The sequence below is a fragment of the Phenylobacterium sp. genome, assembly GCF_022402485.1.
GTDB lineage: Bacteria > Pseudomonadota > Alphaproteobacteria > Caulobacterales > Caulobacteraceae > Phenylobacterium.
On the sequence record NZ_JAKRSA010000024.1, the window covers coordinates 1 to 2,039 of the forward strand.

Consider the following 2,039-nt stretch of genomic DNA (forward strand, 5'->3'; position numbering starts at 1 on the left):
TGGCAGGCTTTCGCCGTCCTGCTGCCGGTCAAGACCGTCGGGGTGATGGGCGACGCCCGCACCTATGAAAATGTCTGTGCCCTGAGGGCGGTCACCTCCACCGACGGTATGACCGCCGACTTCTTCGAATTTCCCTGGGATGTCCTGGCCCGGGCCGCCACCCGCATCATCAATGAGGTCCGCGGGGTCAACCGCGTGGTCTATGACGTGACGTCCAAGCCCCCCGGCACGATTGAATGGGAGTGAGGTGGGAAAGGGGGCATGAGGAAGCAATCTCTGATCCGGCAAGCGGTCATCGCGGGGACAATACTGGTCTGTTCGCTGGCCGGCGGCGCATCTGCCAAGGCCGAGGACCTACAGTCCTCGTCCGCCACGCCGTTTGAGCAGGTCGCGGCCATGAAGGGGAAATGGCAGGTTCGGGAAGCGGCTTCGCTGCAGATCGTTTTCGAGCCGACCGCAGGTGGAAGCGTGATCGTCGAGCGATGGATGCTCGGCGAACGCATGCACTCGCTGACCCTCTATCACCGCGATGGCGAGCGCCTGCTGGCCACCCACTACTGTCCACAGGGCAATCAGCCGCGCCTGGCCGCCAGCGCGGCTGTGGACGGCGAGATACGCTTTGCCTTTCTGGATGCAACCGATCTCGATCCGCACGAGTCCTTCCAGCATGATCTCGCGTTCAAGCGCCATGCCGATGGGTCTGTCTCGCGCTCAGAAGTCTACTGGGGGCCAGACGGGGCGGGCGCAGAGAGTACGTTTACGCTCGTTCCTGCGGCGAACTGATTGACCAAGGCAGGTTGTTGACGGACCGCGGGTCGGTCAGCACAGATGACCTCGGCGAAGCGACGAGAGGGCATACAGGTCATGGATCAGACGCATGGCCGTTCGCGGCGGGATTCCCTCTTGCGTCCACATGGCCTTTTGGCCCTGGCGGCGTGTGCCGCGATGGTGCTGGGGGGCAGTCTGGCCAACGCCCAGACAGCCTATGTCACCAATGCAGATGACATGACGGTCTCAGTGATCGATGTGGCGCGCAATCGTGTGATCACCAGCCTGGAGGTGGACCTTCAGCCCAGGGACATCGCCGTGGCGCCGGATGGACGCCGCATCCTGGTCAGCCACGACGAGCAGCAGACGGTGTTGATCATCGACGCCGTCGACGATGTTCTCCTCCAAAGCATCAGACTCTGGGACAGCCCCACCAACGTCGCCTGGTCCCCGGATGGCGCATTCGCCTATGTGGTGATCACGCCCGCCAACGATGTGGCCGTGATCGATGCGGAAACCGGGGATCTCGTGGCGATCGTGCCCGTCGGAGATGAGCCCGCGAGCATCGCGTTCAGCCCGGATGGAACACGCGCCTATGTAACCAACATGCTGTCCGGCGGGGTTTCGGTGATCGACGTCGCCTCCCGCAGCGTCTTGGCCACCATACCCTTGTCGCAACGCCCTGGCCGGGATGCTCCATTTGACATCGCGGTCACGCCGGACGGCGCTCGGGTCTATGTCACTCAGTCATGGGCCGACTCCGTCTCGGTGATCGACACAGCGACCAATGCCGTGGTCACCACAATACCCGTCGGACGGTATCCAAGGGGGCTGGCGATCACGCCCGACGGTAGCCGCGTCTATGTTGCAAACCATCGCCACGTCCTTTCCGGGCATCCGTCGCTCGGCCCCTTCACGGTCTCGGTCATCGATGTCGCCAAGGCCGCTGTTGTTTCGACCGTGTCGGTTGCCCTTGCCGCGCCGGACGACGTGGCGATCACCCCCGATGGTCGCCGGGTCCTGGTCACTGGACTGAACTCAGGACGGGTGGCGGTTATCGATGCCGTGACAGCGACCAGCGCCTTGCTGAATGACAATGGGGTCAGCCTCAGTCCGGCTGCGGTGGCGGTGGCCCCTGATCGGTCGCGCGGCAGCACGTCACGGCCGGGACTTCAGCCACTCCAGGTCGTCAATGCGCCCCGCAGTGGCTGGACACGACTGGCTCAAGGCTACTCAACCCGTCCGGGGCCGTCGGTCGGGCAGCTATGGGT

Annotated in this window: 2 protein-coding genes and 1 pseudogene; all 3 read left to right on the forward strand. The window is 64.1% G+C overall.

What is annotated here, in order from left to right:
• A pseudogene (locus tag MH112_RS09015) lies at window positions 1–246 on the forward strand (GMP synthase (glutamine-hydrolyzing)); the annotation flags it as partial.
• A 15-nt stretch (window positions 247–261) separates the two neighbouring features.
• Complete coding sequence (locus MH112_RS09020) at window positions 262–783, forward strand: hypothetical protein (protein WP_296566769.1); 522 nt, start codon at window positions 262–264, stop codon at window positions 781–783.
• 81 nt (window positions 784–864) lie between these two features.
• Window positions 865–2,039, forward strand: a 1,175-nt coding sequence (locus MH112_RS09025) for a beta-propeller fold lactonase family protein (RefSeq protein ID WP_296566771.1), incomplete at its 3' end; no start/stop codon positions are given.